The sequence below is a fragment of the Hamadaea sp. NPDC050747 genome, from assembly GCF_040654195.1.
Taxonomy (GTDB): Bacteria; Actinomycetota; Actinomycetes; order Mycobacteriales; family Micromonosporaceae; genus Hamadaea.
This window is the reverse complement of sequence record NZ_JBFAHM010000004.1, coordinates 303,133-318,763: the sequence shown is the minus strand read 5'-3', so window position 1 is coordinate 318,763 and position 15,631 is coordinate 303,133. Positions and strand designations below refer to the sequence as shown.

General features: G+C 70.0%; 17 protein-coding genes. 7 read left to right on the top strand and 10 right to left on the bottom strand.

The features are described 5' to 3' along the window. Window positions 1-17 precede the first annotated feature (17 nt). Window positions 18-1,148: a winged helix DNA-binding domain-containing protein gene (locus AB0H43_RS10860; protein WP_359999058.1), complete on the bottom strand. Its 1,131-nt coding sequence runs from the start codon at window positions 1,146-1,148 to the stop codon at window positions 18-20. Between the two features lie 23 nt (window positions 1,149-1,171). Here AB0H43_RS10860 and AB0H43_RS10855 point away from each other — a divergent pair, with 23 nt between their 5' ends. Together AB0H43_RS10855 and AB0H43_RS10850 are read left to right on the top strand one after the other, a co-directional pair. After that, window positions 1,172-1,933, top strand: coding sequence for an aminoglycoside phosphotransferase family protein (locus tag AB0H43_RS10855; RefSeq protein ID WP_359999057.1), 762 nt, complete (start codon window positions 1,172-1,174; stop codon window positions 1,931-1,933). Then, a complete protein-coding gene (locus AB0H43_RS10850; protein WP_359999056.1) occupies window positions 1,930-2,532 on the top strand; it encodes a hypothetical protein in 603 nt (200 codons plus the stop codon). Before AB0H43_RS10855 ends, AB0H43_RS10850 begins: the two co-directional genes overlap by 4 nt. Before the next feature lie 89 nt (window positions 2,533-2,621). Here the strand turns inward: AB0H43_RS10850 and AB0H43_RS10845 are convergent, their stop codons facing one another. From AB0H43_RS10845 to AB0H43_RS10820, 6 genes are read right to left on the bottom strand one after another with little or no spacing between them, the layout of a single operon-like run. Then, on the bottom strand, window positions 2,622-3,833 hold the full coding sequence (locus AB0H43_RS10845; RefSeq protein WP_359999055.1) for an MFS transporter: 1,212 nt from the start codon (window positions 3,831-3,833) through the stop codon (window positions 2,622-2,624). Continuing rightward, a complete protein-coding gene (locus AB0H43_RS10840) occupies window positions 3,830-4,144 on the bottom strand; it encodes a hypothetical protein (protein ID WP_359999054.1) in 315 nt (104 codons plus the stop codon). The genes AB0H43_RS10845 and AB0H43_RS10840 overlap by 4 nt, the downstream gene beginning before the upstream one ends. Next, window positions 4,141-4,656, bottom strand: coding sequence for a Rieske 2Fe-2S domain-containing protein (locus tag AB0H43_RS10835; RefSeq protein ID WP_359999053.1), 516 nt, complete (start codon window positions 4,654-4,656; stop codon window positions 4,141-4,143). The genes AB0H43_RS10840 and AB0H43_RS10835 overlap by 4 nt, the downstream gene beginning before the upstream one ends. Further along, a complete protein-coding gene (locus tag AB0H43_RS10830; RefSeq protein ID WP_359999052.1) occupies window positions 4,653-5,243 on the bottom strand; it encodes a 4Fe-4S dicluster domain-containing protein in 591 nt (196 codons plus the stop codon). The genes AB0H43_RS10835 and AB0H43_RS10830 overlap by 4 nt, the downstream gene beginning before the upstream one ends. Before the next feature lie 5 nt (window positions 5,244-5,248). Next, window positions 5,249-7,519 (bottom strand): molybdopterin oxidoreductase family protein, encoded by a 2,271-nt coding sequence (locus AB0H43_RS10825; protein WP_359999051.1) that lies wholly within the window; start codon window positions 7,517-7,519, stop codon window positions 5,249-5,251. Between the two features lie 4 nt (window positions 7,520-7,523). Further along, the gene (locus AB0H43_RS10820) at window positions 7,524-8,540 is read right to left on the bottom strand and encodes a hypothetical protein (RefSeq protein ID WP_359999050.1); all 1,017 of its coding nucleotides are present in this window, start codon (window positions 8,538-8,540) and stop codon (window positions 7,524-7,526) included. 97 nt (window positions 8,541-8,637) lie between these two features. Here AB0H43_RS10820 and AB0H43_RS10815 point away from each other — a divergent pair, with 97 nt between their 5' ends. From AB0H43_RS10815 to AB0H43_RS10800, 4 genes are all read left to right on the top strand, one after another. Beyond that, the gene (locus tag AB0H43_RS10815; RefSeq protein WP_359999049.1) at window positions 8,638-8,790 is read left to right on the top strand and encodes a hypothetical protein; all 153 of its coding nucleotides are present in this window, start codon (window positions 8,638-8,640) and stop codon (window positions 8,788-8,790) included. Window positions 8,791-8,852: 62 nt separating this feature from the next. Continuing rightward, window positions 8,853-9,728 carry an ATP-grasp domain-containing protein gene (locus AB0H43_RS10810; protein WP_359999048.1) on the top strand — a complete coding sequence of 292 codons (876 nt, stop codon included), beginning with the start codon at window positions 8,853-8,855 and terminating at the stop codon, window positions 9,726-9,728. Between the two features lie 108 nt (window positions 9,729-9,836). Then, window positions 9,837-11,195 (top strand): glycoside hydrolase family 43 protein, encoded by a 1,359-nt coding sequence (locus AB0H43_RS10805; RefSeq protein ID WP_359999047.1) that lies wholly within the window; start codon window positions 9,837-9,839, stop codon window positions 11,193-11,195. Between the two features lie 160 nt (window positions 11,196-11,355). Beyond that, window positions 11,356-12,903, top strand: a complete 1,548-nt coding sequence (locus AB0H43_RS10800) for a DUF222 domain-containing protein (RefSeq protein WP_359999046.1) — start codon at window positions 11,356-11,358, stop codon at window positions 12,901-12,903. On the opposite strand, the gene AB0H43_RS10795 is transcribed toward AB0H43_RS10800, so the two are convergent. Together AB0H43_RS10795 and AB0H43_RS10790 are read right to left on the bottom strand one after the other, a co-directional pair. Further along, window positions 12,845-13,225 (bottom strand): hypothetical protein, encoded by a 381-nt coding sequence (locus tag AB0H43_RS10795; RefSeq protein ID WP_359999045.1) that lies wholly within the window; start codon window positions 13,223-13,225, stop codon window positions 12,845-12,847. The two genes, AB0H43_RS10800 and AB0H43_RS10795, sit on opposite strands and share 59 nt — an antisense overlap. A gap of 10 nt (window positions 13,226-13,235) precedes the next feature. Further along, complete coding sequence (locus tag AB0H43_RS10790) at window positions 13,236-13,886, bottom strand: LysE family translocator (protein ID WP_359999044.1); 651 nt, start codon at window positions 13,884-13,886, stop codon at window positions 13,236-13,238. A 71-nt stretch (window positions 13,887-13,957) separates the two neighbouring features. Between AB0H43_RS10790 and AB0H43_RS10785 the strand changes: the two genes are divergently transcribed. Beyond that, window positions 13,958-14,479 (top strand): GNAT family N-acetyltransferase, encoded by a 522-nt coding sequence (locus AB0H43_RS10785; protein WP_359999043.1) that lies wholly within the window; start codon window positions 13,958-13,960, stop codon window positions 14,477-14,479. On the opposite strand, the gene AB0H43_RS10780 is transcribed toward AB0H43_RS10785, so the two are convergent. Further along, the gene (locus tag AB0H43_RS10780; RefSeq protein ID WP_359999042.1) at window positions 14,476-15,600 is read right to left on the bottom strand and encodes a substrate-binding domain-containing protein; all 1,125 of its coding nucleotides are present in this window, start codon (window positions 15,598-15,600) and stop codon (window positions 14,476-14,478) included. The genes AB0H43_RS10785 and AB0H43_RS10780 overlap by 4 nt on opposite strands. Window positions 15,601-15,631 lie beyond the last annotated feature (31 nt).

Sequence of the window (15,631 nt, the reverse complement as noted above, 5' to 3'; positions counted from 1 at the left end):
ATTCCCCGAGGGACTGATCACGCGTGCGGGCCGACGGTCACCGCGTCGATCGTCAGTGACGGTTTCAGCCCGAGGATCGCGCCGATCCGGTCGGCCTGCGCATCGAGTTGCCTGCGATGCCCGGGGGACAGCGTACGCAGCGGGTCGACGGTGATCGCGACGTTCTTGGCGGACTTCTTCTGATGCCACACCCCGGCGACGATTCCGTCCACGAGCAGCACCGGATGATTGCCCGCCTGACTTCCGGCCAGCGCCCGTGTCGCCGCCTCGCCCGGGAACAAGAGGTCACGCGGCTGACCGCCGACGGCGTACGCGTCGAAGTGGGGCAGCAACTGGACGCCGCCAGCCGTGTTCGGGAACTCCGTGTCCCCGCGATTCACCCAGGCGGCGGTGCCTTCCACGACGACTTCGTCGAGGTCTCCGTCGGCGAAGACGTCGTTCGCCCAGCGCGGCGGCGCGGCGAGCCAGCGCGCGAAGTGCTGCGGAGTGGCCGGGCCATAGGCGTACAAATAGGTGTGCAGTAGCCAGGAGGTTGCCTCGCGGGCCGCAGCGGGCGTGAAGCCGGGAAGCCACCGGGCGGGGTTGGTGTAGGTGACGTTGCGGCCTTTGTTCGGGCCGAAGCACAGCACCCCGCGATGCGCCGCGAGGTGAGTGATCTGCCGCCACCTCGGCCAGAGCGTCTGGAACGCGGGCATGACCGGGTCGACGGCCCACGACCCGACCCGTACGCCGAGCGCCTCGGTCAGTTCGTCCACGGTGAACTCACCGTCGGCGAGGATCGCCCCGATGGCGGTGATCAGCTCCTCGGCCTGCTCCGGCGTCACGCGTACGCCGGCCGGAAACGGATTGGCCGCCGGGATCGCGCCCAGCGCACCACACCAGAGCGCCAGATCCTGCGCGGGCAGCAGATGCACGGTTCCCCGCGGACCGAACGTCTTGACCAGGGTCCGCTCGGTCCACAAGGCGTCCTGCACATCCTGCCGGGTCGCGTCGGCCAGCCGGAGCCCGATCGACAGCTCGGCGGCGGAGAGCACCTGGGCATGCGTACCGCACATCGCCCGCGCGGCGGCCGGGACGTCGGCGGCCGGAGTGGTCAGACCGTGCCGGTCGAGCCGCCGACCGCTGACAAACCCCCATGACACGTCCATTCCGTGACTGTATCTTCGGCCGAGTGGATCAAGAAATCCTGCGCGGTGGCGTCAACGCGGTAGTCCGCCGGGGCTCGCTGCTGCACCGCCCGGCCGGACCCTGGTCGCCGACGGTGCAGGCCCTGCTGCGGCACCTGGCGGACGCCGGATTCCCCGGCGCGCCCCGGGCCCACGGCTTCGACGGCGACGGCCACGAGATCGTCGACTTCGTCGCGGGTGACGTCCCCGGCTATCCGATGCCCGAGTACGTGTGGTCCGGCGAGACGCTCGTCGCCGCGGCTCGGCTGCTGCGGGCGTACCACGAGGCCACGGCCGGGTTCGCGGCCGACGGACCGTGGTATCAGCCGGCTCGGGAGCCCGCCGAGGTCGTCTGCCATGGCGACGTCGCGCCGTACAACACGGTGTTCCGGGCGGGTCATCCGGTCGCGCTGATCGACTTCGACACCGCGCATCCAGGTCCGCGGGTCTGGGACATCGCGCACGCCGTCTACCGGTTCGTCCCGCTCGGCGGCCCGGCCAACCACGACCGTCGTGGCACCGTCGCCGAGCAGGCTGATCGCCTACGGCTCTTCTGCGACGCGTACGGATTGCCCGCGGCCGACCGGGCGCAGCTGCCGGCCGTCGTCGAGGAACGCGTACGCGCGATGGCGGAGCTGATCCGGAGCCGGGCGGCTGCCGGAGATGCGGCCTTCGCCCGTCACCTCGCCGAAGGCCACGCTGACCTGTACGACTCCGATGCGGCGTACGTCCGGGAGCACGCGGCTGCCTTCGCGGGGGTGCTATGAGCTTCGGCACCTACGCCCGGAAGGTCGCCGACCCGCACCTGCCGTGGAATCGACGGCTGACCGCGTTGGGCAGCTGCGTCCAGCTGTACCGGCCGATCGGCTATCAGGCCACCTTCGCGTACTTGCGGCAGGTCGCGGGTCCGATCCGCCGGGACGAGGCGGCTCTCCTGCGAGCGCTGGACGCGTTGTCCCGAAGCCGGTCGCTGTGGCTCGCCGACGTCGCCGCGTACGCCGCCCGCCGCCGGGTGGCCAAGCGATCCGGCCAGCGCGCCCCGCATCCCGCGGAGACGAATCCGTCCTGGCCCGTCAAGTGGTACGGCGACGTGCGCGGTGGCGCCCTCGTGGCCGTCGAACGCTGGCGACACCGGGCGGGCTGCGAGGCGGACGAGCACGGCCGGCAGGTCCTCGCCATCGCGGGCGCCTTCGTCATCGCGGACGGCCACCTGAGTCCGCCCCAGGTCACCGCTCTTCGTGAGCTGCGGGCACCGCTGCAGGCGCGACTGCGAGCCTCGGCGTGGCCGAACCATCAACCGCGAGAGTTCGACCTCGCTCGGCAGCTGCTCTGGATCGTCAGTCAGCTCCTGATCACCGTCGGCTGATCATGTCCATGCGGAATCGATCAGGACGCTGTGGACACGACACGCCGGTTGATCACGACCGATAGTTCATGATCGCGGAAAAGAGGCGGTCAGGGGGCGGCGGGGCGCCGCGGGGCCGGAGTCGCCGGCGTGGGCCGCCGGACCAGGAACCACGAGTACGCGAGCCCGGCGAACGCGACGATCGCGAGCAGGACCAGGCCCAGCGCGTACGAGCCGGTGATGCCGTGAATGGCGCCCATGACCAGGGGCGGGACGAATCCGCCGAGCCCGCCCACCGCGCCGACGATGCCGGTGACCGAGCCGATCTGGTCTTTCGCGGTGACTTGGGAGACGAGCGCGAAGACTGCGCCCGCTCCCGCGCCGAGGGCGCCCGCCATCGTGAGGAAGGTGATGGTCGCCCACGGGTAGAGCGACGGCTGGAAGGACTGCCAGAGCGCCATCGCCGTGACCACGACGAGGCATCCGGTCAGGACTCGGGCCGGGCCGATCCGGTCGGACAGGGAGCCCCCGAAGGGTCGCAGGACGACGGCGACGAGGGTGAACCCGGCGGCTTTGAGGCTGGCGTCGTTGGGTTCCAACCCGTACGCGGTCTGCAGGTAGGTCACGAGGTAGACGGCGAACGCGACGTAGCCGCCGAAGGTGATCGCGTACAGGCCGGACAGGGGCCAGGTCATCGGTTGCCGGGCGGCGGTGCCGAAGCGCTGGGCGAACGATGTGGCCGGCGGTGTGCGCCCGGGTGGGTCGCGAAGCACGGCGAGCAGGATCAGCCCGAAGACGGCGAGCACGATCGCGACGAGCACGAACTGGGCGTTGCGTCCGAAGTGGTCGAGCATCGGAGTGGTGAGCAGGGCGGCGATCGCCGTTCCGCCCATGCCCATGCCGATGACCCCGAGCGCGAAACCGCGTCGCGCGGGTGGGAACCAGCCGTTGCCGTGCGGGATGGCCGCGGCGAACGGCGTACCGCCGAGGCCGAGGAAGAACCCGACGACGAGCAGCGCCGGATAGGAGTCGTACGCCGGGATCAGGGCCAGCACCGGAAGGATCGTCAGGAAGCAGATCGCGGGGAGCATCACCTTCGCGCCGAGGCGGTCGGTCAGCGCCCCGACCGGGATCCGGCCGAGCGATCCGACCAGCACCGGGACGGCGACCAGCAGGGACTGCTGGAAGGAGCTCAGGTGCAGGGCGGTGCCGAGCCGGCCGCCGAGCGGGCTGATCAGTCCCCAGGCCCAGGAGCAGAGCAGGAACGACGTCGCCGCCAGGATGACGTTGACGTACGCGGTGCGCGAGGGCGTCTCGTTCATCGATCTCTCCGGTCTCCGGCTCGCCACACGGCGTACGCCACGACGAACGACGCGACCTGGAAGGCCGCGAGCCACCAGGCGGTGGCGACCGTTCCGGTCATCCAGGCGTCGACGGCGACCGCCAAGGCCCACAACTGTCCGATCAGGATGGTGAGGACGATGCCGGTCCGGGCCGACAGCATCGCCGACAGTTCGGGATCGGCGTCCACGCCCGCGCCCGGCCCGGGACCCGTCGCGCTGATGCGCGAATCCGCGTACCCGCTCGTCGGGCGGATCTGGGGATAGCGATCGTGGGTCGGCTGATTGCTCATGACGCTTCGACCGAACGCGCGGTGCCGGTCGCGTAGATCCCGTCGGTGCGCTCCTCGACGATCACGCGTGGCAGCGGCCGCGGCGGCGGGCCCCCGGTCACCCGCCCGGTCCGCGCGTCGAAGACGCCCTCATGACAAGGGCAGTAGAGCTCGCCGTGGTCACCCCGGTCGGCCCGCCACAGCACGCCGCAGGCCAGGTGGGTGCAGATCGACGAGTACGCGACCAGGGTGCCGTCGGCCAGCCGGATTGCGACCGCCCGATCCTCCTCGCCCGGGTACGCGAACGCGACCGACTGGCCTGGTTCGATGCGCTCGGCGATGCGCAGCGGTTCGGCCGTCCCGTCGCCGTGCCGGTGGAACAGCCCGGCCGCGGTCGCGATGCCGCCGACGGCGAGCCCGCCGGAGACGGTCACCGCGATCCGCAAATAGTCCCGCCGCGAGGTCAGGTCGTCGGCGCGCAACCGGTCGAGGTCGGCGTCCGGGGTGTCCACTCCGGAGTCGTGTGTGGTCACAGCGGCTCCCCGAGCACGCTGGGGAGGAAGCCGCCCGGCACCGGCTGGTCCCGGTCGGCCGGGACGACCACGCCGACCCCGGTGCCGAGCGGGAACCCACCGAAGTCGAACCGGTCGGAGACGCGTACGCCGGGCCGGTCGGCCTCCAGTTCGTCGAGCGACCCGTAGAAGAGCGCCCCCGTCGGGCAGACGGTGGCGCACATCGGGGCCAGCCCGTGCGCGGTACGGTCGTAGCAGAGGTTGCACTTGTACTGGAGCTTGGCCGCGAGGTCGATCTTCGGTACGCCCATCGGGCAGGCGTTGACGCAGTTCCCGCAGCCGATGCAGCGGGTCTTGTCGGCGTCGTGGACCACGCCGTCCTCCGTGACGAGGATGGCCTCGGCCGGGCAGACCTGGGCACACGGCGCGACCGGGTCGCTGCAGTGCATGCACACGGTCGGCATGGACGCCACCGTCGACCCGGGTTCCAGGAAGTCGAGGTGGATCATCGACTTGCCGCGGTGCGAGTCGCATTCGCGGCAGGCCGAGACGCAGGCCTCGCAGCCGATGCAACGCCCCGGATCGATGAACAGGGTGCGGCCCATCATGGCGGCTAGAACCCCCTTCCCTGAGACGACGTCGGCGGATTCGGGTCCGACCGGGCGGCCTGCGCCGCCGGGTACGCCTCCCGCCCGGGCGGCATCGGCGGTGCCGGGACGTCGACCACGGCGGTGGCACGTTCGAGGCGGCAGGCGCACACCTTGTACTCCGGGATCTTCGAACGTGGGTCGAGCGCGTCGATCGTCAGCGCGTTCGCCGCCACCGGGAACGGCCAGTGGTACGGCACGAACACGGTGTCCGGCCGGATCGCCTCGGTCACCAGCGCCGGGAAGGTCGCCTCGCCGCGCCGGGTCACCACCGTCACCGCTTCGCCGGTGGCGTACCCGTGACTGGGGTGGATCTCGACCCACGGCCGGGGCGTCTGCTCGACCAGGCCACCGAGGCGTCTCGTCTGATTGCCGGAGAGGAAGTGCGCCACCGTACGCCCGGTGGTCAGCCGCATCGGGAAGTCGTCGTCGTACGGGTCGGCCGGCGGATGCCACTCGACGGCCTGCAGATGGATCTTGCCGGCGGCGTGGTAGCTGCGGCCGTCCTCGAACAGCCGGGGCGTACCGGGGTGGTCCAGATCCGGGCAGGGCCAGGCGATGCCGCCCGTCTCCTCGATCCGCTCATAGGTGATGCCGTAGTAGTCGTTGACCGTGCCCCGCGACGCGATCCGCAGCTCGGAGAAGACGTCGGCCGACGACGTGAAGGCGAACTTGTCGCCCGCGCCGAGTCGCCGGGCCAGTTCGCACAACACCCACGTGTCCGTGCGTACGCCGTTCGGCGGCTCCTGCGCCTTGCGGTGCCGGATCACCCGCGCCTCGGCGTTGGCCATGACGCCGTCGTCCTCGGTCCAGGTGGTGACGGGGAGGACGACGTGCGCGTTGGCGGCCGTCTCGGAGAGGAAGAAGTCGCACTGCGCGTGGAAGTCGAGCGCGTCGTAGCCCGCCTTGACGACGGCGTAGTCCGGCAGTGACACGAACGGGTTGTTGCACATCCCGAACAGGCCGCGGATCTCCCCACGGCTCATCTGATGGACCATCTCCATCATCGAGGTCCCCGCCTGGGGCAGGTCGGCCTCGTCGATGCCCCAGATCTCGGCGATCTGCCGCCGGTGCACCGGGTCGTTGATGGACCGACCGCCGGGCAGCTGGTCGGACTTCTGCCCGTGTTCGCGCCCACCCTGGCCGTTGCCCTGCCCGGTGATCGTCCCGTAGCCCGCGCCCGGTCTGCCGAGGTTGCCGGTCGCCACGCACAGGTTGATCACGGTCAGGCAGTTCTCGACGCCCTGCGTGTGGTGCTCGATGCCCCGGGCGTGCCAGGCCATCGCCTTGGGCGCGGTGGCGAACATCCGGGCCACCTGTTCCACCTGTTCTGCGGGGACGCCGCAGATCTCGGCCGCGCGCTCGGGTGGATAGGCCCGCACGGTCTCGGCCAGGTCGTCCCAGCCGGTCGTGTGCTCGTCCACGTACTCCTGATCGCCCAGGCCTTCCCGGATCACCACGTGCAGCACGGCGTTGAAGAACGCGGCGTCGGTGCCGGGCCGCAGCGCCACGTGGATGTCGGCGGTCCGGGCGACGCTCGTCTCGCGCGGATCGACCACGATCAGCTTCGCGCCGCGATCCCGTGCGCCCCAGAGGTACTGGGTCATCACCGGGAAACATTCGCCCACATTGGACCCGGCGATCAGCACGCAGTCGGTGAGCAGGATGTCGGCGAACGGGTTGGCCGCGCGGTCGATGCCGAACGAGAGCTTGTTCGCCCCGGCCGCGCTGACCATGCAGAGCCGGCCGTTGTAGTCGACGTGCCGGGTCTTCAGCGCCACCCGCGCGAACTTGCCCACCAGGTAGGTCTTCTCCGTGAACAGGCTCGCGCCGCCGAGCATCCCGAACGCGTCCACGCCGTGCTCGGCCTGGATCGCCTGGATCCGGCCGGCCGTGTAATCCAGCGCGTCGTCCCAGCTCACCGGGCGCAGGTCCGCGTCACGCGAGGTCCGCAGCAGCGGCGCGGTCAGCCGGTCCGGATGATTGACCTGCTGGTACGCGTTGAGCCCCTTCGGGCACAGCCGCATGCGGTTGATGTCGTGATTGCGGGGTTCGACGCCGAACACCTTGCCGCCCCGGACCCGCAGATACATCCCGCACTGGACGCCGCAGAAGCAGCAGTGGGTCGGCACCAGCGTCTCGTCGCCGTAGAGGGCGCGCCAGGCGCCGGCGGGCAACCCGCCCGCGTCGCGGAAGTTCCGGGTGCCCGGAGGGGTCAGAGTCGGGTCGACGCTCACGCCGTCAGAAGCCCTTCTTCACCGAGGTCAGGTACGCCCGACCGCGCAGTCGCCGTTTGCAGTCCGGGCACGTGGCGGCCCATTCGTCGAAGTCCAGCCCGAGGTCGCGCATCGTCCCGCGCAGGTTCTCCAAGTACGCCGCCGTGTCGATCTCCTGCCCGCACCGCAGGCACTGCGCGACCTGCCCGCGGGCGGTGTACTTGAACAGCTGCATACCCACGGCGGCCGGGCGCTGGATGATGTGGAAGAACTTGCCGAACGGCAGATAGATCAAGGTCAGCACGACCGAGGCCATGTGCAGGACAGCCAGGAACTCGTAACCGCCGCCGTGGAGGAACACGCTGGAGAAGGTCAGCAGCAGCCCGGTCACCGAGATCGTGATCAGCGCCAGCAACGGCAGGAAGTCGTAGCCGAACCGCTGACCGGTCGTTGCCTCGCGGTCGCGCATGCGGCGTACCAGGAAGTAGCCGGCGCCCGCGATGACGAGCACAGCCGCGAGGTCGAGGCCGTGGAACATGATCCAGCCGAACACGGACAAGGCGTCGAACGTCAGGATCCCGAAGCCCCAGAGGTTCATGGTGTACTGCGGCCCGCTCCCGCTGTTCGCGGTGAAGGTGAACCAGCCCCAGGTCAGCGGGAAGGTGATCAACGCGGCGAGGACGCATCCCCAGAAGACGAGCTGGTGAGCCACCCAGCGGGGCCGCGACCGGGCGCCGAGGAACTTCTGGAAGCCGAGATAGGTGGCCGCCATGCGGGGCAGCGCGGTCGGCGTACGCCGGAAGTTGTCCCAGCTGAACAGAGCGCCGAAGCCCTTCCGGAACAGCCGCCGCGCCCCGGGTCGCGAGATCCACACCAGATAGCGGTAGGTCGCGCCGAACACGAGGAACACCGTCGCCACGGCGTACGGGGCGAGCGCTGAGTCGAACGTACGCAGGCCACGGCTGCCCAGGTAGATGGCGGCGGCCAGCACGACCGACGCGATCGTCGCGCCGATCACGGGCCGCCAGGGATGCCGCAGCATGGCCAAAAGCGTATCAAGACGATTAAAACGGACAGTGCATTTCGCGAGACCCGCGCTGAACTATCCTCGGTGGACCCGGATTCCCCTGGAGGTTCCCGTGGCCTCGTGGCTGCTGTTCGCCATCGTGCTGCTGATCGTCGTGACCGTGGTCGGCGGGGTCGCCGCCGCCGTCATCGCCGTCGTCGTCTCCGCGCAACGGAAGAACCGGGCGGCCCCGCCCGGCCAGCCGCCGCGAGCGCCCCTGCCGTAACGCACCGTCGCCACGCCGCGGTACGGCGCGCCGGCACGCGGGCGAGTGACTACCGTGGTCGGGTGGCTGCGTTCACCGTGTTGTTCTGCGCCGACCCGTTGAGCCCTCATCGGGTCGACCCGTACTTCGCCGGCCAGGCGGCGCTCGTCCGCGACCTCGGCGGCGCGATCGCCCTCGTCGACCATGACGCGATCCTCGCTGGCAACGCGATCGTCGCCACGCGGCGAGTCCCCGCCGACCTCGGCCCGGTCTGGTATCGGGGCTGGATGATCCCGGCCGACCGGTACGCCGAACTCGCGGCTGTGCTCGCCGCCCACGGCACACCGCTGCGCGTCGAACCCGACGACTACCGCGCGGCGCACGAACTACCCGGTTGGTACGCCACCTTCGCCGCCGTCACCCCCGCGACCGTCTGGACTCCGCGGAAGCCGTTCGACCTACTGTCCGCCGACGAAGTCGCCGACCTCGTCCAGCCGCTCGGCGACGGTCCCGGCATCGTCAAGGACTACGTCAAATCCCGCAAACACGAGTGGACCGAGGCCTGCTTCCTCCCCGACCTCGCCGACGCCGGCCATGCCGCACGCGTCATCGCCCGCCTGATCGAGCTGCAGGAGGACACGCTCCAAGGCGGAATCGTGGTACGCCGCTTCGAGGACTTCGGCCGCGCCGCTGGGCGTACCGCCGAGGCGAGAGTGTGGTGGGTGGATGCCGAACCGGTGCTCGTCAGCGCCCACCCCGACACCCCGGACCAGGCCCCACGACCCGACCTCCGCGCGATCACGCCGCTGGTCGCGGCGCTCGGCGGCCGGTTCGTCACGACGGACATGGCGCTGCGCGCGGACGGCGAGTGGCGAGTAGTCGAGGTCGGCGACGGCCAGGTGAGCGACCTGCCGCCGACGGCCGACGCGGCGCTGCTGTTCAGCGCGCTCGCCCGATGACTTGACAGTCGCCGTATTTATGGCGATAGTTTCCTTCTATCCAGCTATCGACTTCTGTCTACGTCTTGCGGAGACGATGTTAGCGCTAACATCCGGAAGAGGGAACCCATGAAACGGCGCACCGTCCTGAATCTTCTCGGCGGCACGGCCGTCGCCGGTCTGCTGCTGCGGCCGGAACCGGCCTTCGCCGCGACCTACGCCGGCTACGCGATGGCCTACTTCACCGAATCGCCGTCGATGACCGCGGCCAGCTACGCCCTCCATCTCGCGGTGAGCTCCGACGGCCTGAACTGGACGCCGTTGAACCAGAACAACCCGGTCGCGACACCGACGTCGGGCAGCCGTGGCCTGCGCGACCCGTTCATCCTGCGCAAACAAGACGGCACGTTCGTGGTCCTGGCCACCGATCTGAACGGCACCGACTGGACCTACCAGAGCCAGTACCTGCACGTCTGGGACTCCGCCGATCTGCGTACATTCCGCAACTACCGGCTGCTCAAAGTGCACTCCCTGGCCACGCACGCCTGGGCTCCGGAGGCCGTGTGGGACGCCAGTCGCGGACAGTACGCCGTCGTCTATTCCGCGGTTGCCGGCGGCCACAACGTGCTCATGGTCAACTACACCAGCGACTTCGTGACGGCTTCGGCTCCGCAGACGTTCTTCGACCCCGGTTACGACGTCATCGACGGCGACTTCGTCAGCGCCAACGGGGTCAACTACCTGTACTTCAAACGCAGCTCGACACTCCAGGGCGCCCAGTCCGGCACGCTGAACCCGGGCAGCTTCACGGTCAGCGGCTCGGCGGTCAGTCCCGGCCGCGGCGTCGAGGCGCCCGAGATCGTGAAGTCCAACACCGCCAACACCTGGTACCTGTGGGGCGACACGTGGAGCCCGAACGGGCGCTTCTTCTGCTGGCAGACCAGCAATCTCGCGGGCGGGTCGTGGAGTCCGCTGAACGATCGGGCCTACACCCAGCCGCTGAACTCCAAGCACCCTGGCCTGACCCCGGTGACCGCTGCCGAGCTGGCGAACCTCACCAGCGGCTGGGGCACGCCGACCTGGAACCGGCTCAAGTCGTACAACTATCCCGACCGTTACGTCCGCCACGCCAACAACGTCGGCCGGATCGACGCGTACCCGTTCGACCCGTATCAGGATCAGCTGTGGACGCTGGTGCCGGGTCTGGCCGACTCGGTCGGCGTCTCCTTCCGGTCGGTCAACTACCCCGACCGCTATCTGCGGCACAGCAACTACGCGCTCGTGCTCAACGCGAACGACAACAGCAGCGTGTTCGCCGCCGATGCCACCTTCTACAAGGTCGCGGGACTGGCCGACGCGTCCTGGACGTCGTTGCGGTCCTACAACTATCCGGACCGCTACGTCCGCCACTCCAACTACGTGCTGCGGATCGACCCGATCAGCACCACCACCGACAAGCAGGACGCCACCTTCCGCATCGGCTACTGAAATGCCCTCCGGCGGCGTCGCTGATCGGCGCCGTTCCGTACACGTTCTCCCACGGCATCTGATGTGGACAGGTCAAGGGGCTTGATCGCCCTTGGCATCTTGTGTGCCGCCTCCTTCTTCCCCCGGTTAGCACTCCGACAGGCGTTCTAAACTTGATCTCATGGGCACGGGGGTGTTGGCGCAGGTGGAGGCGGATGTCGCCGAGCTGCTCGCCGGTCCCCTGTGGACGCTTTCGGACGCCGAGATCACCGACGAAGTCCGGCGTACGTTCGCGTTGATCCAGCGCTTGTCGGGTCGGTTGGCGGCGTTGATCGCTACCGCTGAAGGTCGTGAGGTTCCGTATAACGCGGGTGCGACCGGGACGGTGAACTGGCTGACGTTTCTGTTGGCGATCCGGGACAGGGACGCTCGTGCGTGGGTGTCTCTGGCGGCGATGCTGCCCGCTGTTCCCGTGGTGGAGTCGGCGTTGTCTTCGGGGCAGGTCAACGTGGAGCAGGCGCGGGTGATCGCCAAGACCGTCCACGACCTGCCCTCGGCGGTGGGTGAGGTGGGCAAGGCGAAGGCCGCCGACGCGCTGACTCGGCTGGCTGTCGACGACCACCTTCGCCCGGAGGTGTTGGAGAAGCACCGGTCGCAGATCCTGGAGATGATCGCGCCGGAGATCGCCGAGGATCGGCTTCGCCGGGAGTTGGAACGGGCCGAACGATCGGCGCATGATCGGCGCGACTTCACCCTCGTCCCGTACGGCGACGGCGAATACCGGGTGCGTGGTGTGCTCGACGCGGAGATGGCTGCGATCGTCCGAACAGCCCTGGATCCGCTGTCCGGACCCCGCAGGCCTGCCCCGACCGCAGCGGCCACATCCGTGTCCGGCGAGTGCGCCGGTTCCGGTCGCGCGTGCGCCCGTGCTGGCGCGCCAAGCGGGAACGGCGGCGCGCACGGGAACCTCGGCGCGAACGGGATTGGCGGCGCGACCGGGAACCGCGGGGCGGGAGGGGAAGGCAGCGCGAGCGGCGATGGCGGCGCAGGCTGGGAAGGTAGCGCCGGGTGTGAAGGTGGCGCGGGCGGGGACGACGGGGGCAGAAACGGTGCTGCGGGCTCAGCTGGCCGGGCGCTGCCGGGCGAGGCAGATTTGCGCTCGGCTGGTGCCCGGCGGGCTGATGCGTTGATCGAGCTGTGCCAGCGGATCCTCAACGCCGGGGAACTGCCCGACAACGGTGGGGAGAAGCCGCACCTGACCGTCACGCTGCCGTGGGACGCCCTGCAAGCCAAAGTCGGCGCCCGCCTGCTCGACACCGGAGACCTGCTCACCCCCGAGACCGTGCGACGCCTCGCCTGCGACGCCATGATCATCCCAACGGTGTTGGGTGGCGACGGCCAAGTCCTCGACGTCGGCCGCGCCCGACGATTGATCGACGGACCCCTGCGGCGGGCGCTTGTCTTGCGGGACAAGGGATGCGCGTTCCCGGGATGTGATCGGCCACCGCAGTGGTGTCACGGTCATCACCTCAAGGCCTGGGCAGACGGCGGCGACACCTGCCTGGCCAATAGCGTTCTACTCTGCGCGTTCCACCATCGCGAGATCCACCACGGGCACTGGGAAGTCCGCATCCGACCCGACGGCTTCCCCGAATTCCTCCCACCCACCTTCATCGACCCACAACGAAGGCCCGTCCGCAACACCCTCCATCGAAGATGCGGCAAGTGAGGCATTCGTGTGCCCTACATCTGCGATTTCGCGCCGGTTCGCGGCGACATTCACCCTCCCTGTGCGCGAAACGGCGCCTGAGCGCATACGAAGGGCGAATGATGCCGAGAGGCCGGCAGGAATCGCAGATCACGGGCAACGGCGTCGCCTCGGTGGGCTCGTCGTCGGTGAAGAGCGTCGGCATCTTTTCGTGGAAATGCCATGTGCGGCCGTCGGCGTCCACCAGCCGTGCCTTCACCCAGGGCGGCCAGCCGTCGTCGATGAAGCCGTAGCGTTCGACCTTCAGCAAGTACAGCGGCGGGGCGCCGTCCATCAATGGCATGGCGTCTCGCTCACCGGGTTTCGGCGGCGAGGCGTACGCCGAGCGCGACGAGCACGGCGCCGAGGGTGCGTTCTAGGCGACGCCGGACGGACGCGCGGGACAGCCAGCCGCGTACGCGTACGGCCAGCAGGACGATGAGGGCGCAGTAGGCGCCGTCGAGGATCACCTGCACGGCTGCCAATGCGAGCGTGGTGGTGAAGACGGGTCCGTCGGCGGGCAGGAATTGAGGGAAGAAGGAGAAGGCGAAGACGGCCGCCTTGGGGTTGGCCGCGATCGACATGAGCGAGGCCCGGAACGCGGCGGCCGGCGTACGCCCGCGCGGGGGAGTCAGGTCGGCGAGGGCGGCCACGTCGAGGCGGCCCGCGCTGCGCCAGGCGGAGACGCCCAGCCAGACCAGGACGCCCGCGCCGACGATGTGCAGCGCGTCGAACAGCATGCGGTTGGCCTGGAGCAGGGCGGTCAAGCCGCTACCGGCCGCCAGCGCCCAGGCGAAGATGCCGATCTCGTTCCCGGCGACGGCCGCGAGTCCGGCCGCCCGGCCGTCGCGGACCGAGCGGTGCAGGAACAGCGCCGTGGCCGGGCCGGGCAGCACCGCCAGCACGAGGCAGGCCAGCAGGAACTGCGGGAGGACATCGACGACGTGCGACAACACAGGGCCCATGGGTCAGAAGTGAACACCGCCGGGCGGGTAATTGGGAAGCGGGTATCGCCTCCGGTGCCTACGGTGAGGGCATGCTGGACCTGATCGAACCGGCCGCCGACCGGTACCGCGCCTGGCTGGAGTTCCGCGACGAGTGGGGCGGCGAGGAGGTGCACGGCACGGGGCTGTCGGCGAAGTACGACGTGAGCACGCCCGAGGGGTTCGCGGCCTGGGTCGCGTACCTGCGGCGGCAGTCGGACACGTCGGTGCCGGTCGAGGAGGGTCGGGTCCACGCCGACTATTGGTGGATCGCCGAGGGCGACGAGATCCTGGGCGCGATCACGCTGCGGCACCAGCTCACCGACTTCCTGCTGAACGCCGGCGGCCACATCGGCTACGGCGTACGCCCGTCGGCCCGCCGACGCGGCATCGCCTCCTGGGCGCTCGCCGAGGTTTTGCGGCGCGCCCAGCAACGAGGACTGGACCGAGTGCTGATCACGTGCGATGACGCCAATACCGGGTCGGCCCGGACGATCGAGCGCAATGGGGGAGTCCTCGAAGACGTGCGCGACACCGCCCTCGGCCGAACCAGACGGTACTGGGTGAACCTCTAGCGCCCGCTCGAGTCGCGGACGACCAGCCGCGGGCTGACGCGTACGCGACGAACGGGCCGGTCGCGGCCGGCCTGCATGCGCTGGGCGAGCAGCTGGACGGCGGTCTCGCCGATGGTGAACTTGGCCGGTCGGACCGCGCTGAGCGCGGGGTTCGCCAAGCCCGCCACCTCGTCGTCGTACGCGACCACGGCCAGGTCGCCGGGCACCCGGATGCCGCGTTCCTCGCATCGGGCGACCAGCGAGATCGCCTCCCGGTCGGAGTGCACGAGCAGGGCGGTCGTCCCAGTCGCGACGCAGGCGTCGAGCGCCCGGTCGACCTCTTCGCTCCACTGCGGATGGCGATGGTCGGGGGAGATGACGTCGGGCGTGCCGTCGAGGTCGAGGGCCAGTTCGGTGGCGGTATCCCGCCAGCCCAGCCGCACCTTCGGCGTGTGCGGGCTGGTCGCGGAGGCGAAGAAGCCGATGCGCCGGTGGCCTTCGGCGGCGAGGTAGCGCACCGCGAGGCTCGCGCCGAACGCGTGATCGGTGGTGACCGACTCGACGTGTTCGTGATACGGGCCGACGGTGGCGGTGCGTTCGACCAGCACGACCGGGATCTCCAGCCCGGTGAGCCAGGTGATCAGCTCGGCGGCCTCGGCTCCCACCGTCGGCGGGGCGATGAGCAGGCCTTGGATGCCGATCGATTCCAGCAGCCAGCTGACCTGGCGGCGGACGTCGGCGACGTCGTCATAGGACGAGCCGCGCAGCACGATGCGTACGCCCGCGGCCGGGGCGGCGTCGCGAGCGCCTTGCACGATGGCGGGCCAGTAGTAGTCCAGCGAGGGTACGACCATCCCGACGGCGGCCAGCTCCGACTCGTCCGGGGCGGAGGTCGCATCCTCGTCGACCGTCACCGCGGGGGACAGGACAGGCCCGGCTTGGCGGGGCAGCCGGATCCCGCCGTGCACGCGTTCGATCGCGCCCTCGTCGGCGAGCTGGGCGATGTCGCGGCGCACGGTCACGGCGGTGACGCCGAGCGAGCGGGCGATGTCGCTGACCCGCAGGGTGCCGCGTACGCGCAGGTCGGCGAGCAGCCGTTCGCGTCGTTCGGCGGGCAGCAGCGGGGGCTCGGACAGGGTCACTGCTGCGCCTCCAGCGTCGGGCGGATGAGGG